1 protein-coding gene is annotated in these 447 nt (G+C 43.4%); it reads right to left on the bottom strand.

All coding sequences use genetic code 11. The features are described 5' to 3' along the window. Positions 1–100: 100 nt before the first annotated feature. Positions 101–292, bottom strand: coding sequence for a hypothetical protein (locus Q0954_RS34480; RefSeq protein WP_299466771.1), 192 nt, complete (start codon positions 290–292; stop codon positions 101–103). Positions 293–447 lie beyond the last annotated feature (155 nt).

The raw sequence follows: 447 nt of genomic DNA, 5'->3' as shown, positions 1-447 counted from the left end.
GACTCATTCGTAATTCGTAATTAAACCATTCATAATTTAAGTCCATTGAAGCTCACCCCCAAAAAAAAGAGGGCTCACCAAGCCCCCATTCAATACCTATCTATTTGCTCCCCCACTTTTGCCAGAGCGGTACTACCCTAGCCATAGCGCTGGGCGGTGGGGGCGGGGTTACTCCTCCGCTATCTTCTCCATCACAACAGTTGCCTCCCTTGATTTGCTGCAATTGTTGGGGACTGCAAGCATCGTTGTAAAAATCCCGCAACATTTTGCGTTGTTTTCTGTTTTTTTTCATTCTTTTGTCTTTTCTTTAAAAGTGTTATACATGAAGCTTATGGGCAAAAATACTGCCTTGGGCTGGCTCAAACAAACTAAATTTTAGTCCGGAGTTGGTAGTCGGTAGACCATAGTCACTTCAAACCGATTCATAATTTAGTCAGTAGCGCTTTG

This window comes from uncultured Microscilla sp. (assembly GCF_947493425.1).
In the GTDB taxonomy this organism is placed as follows: Bacteria; Bacteroidota; Bacteroidia; order Cytophagales; family Microscillaceae; genus Microscilla.
The sequence above is the reverse complement of the archived record's forward strand: the minus strand, read 5'-3'. Positions and strand labels throughout refer to the sequence as shown.

What these genes read in the sequence shown, in the direction of transcription:
- Q0954_RS34480 (WP_299466771.1), bottom strand. Translation starts at nt 292, where the DNA reads ATGAAAAAAAACAGAAAACAACGCAAAATGTTGCGGGATTTTTACAAC.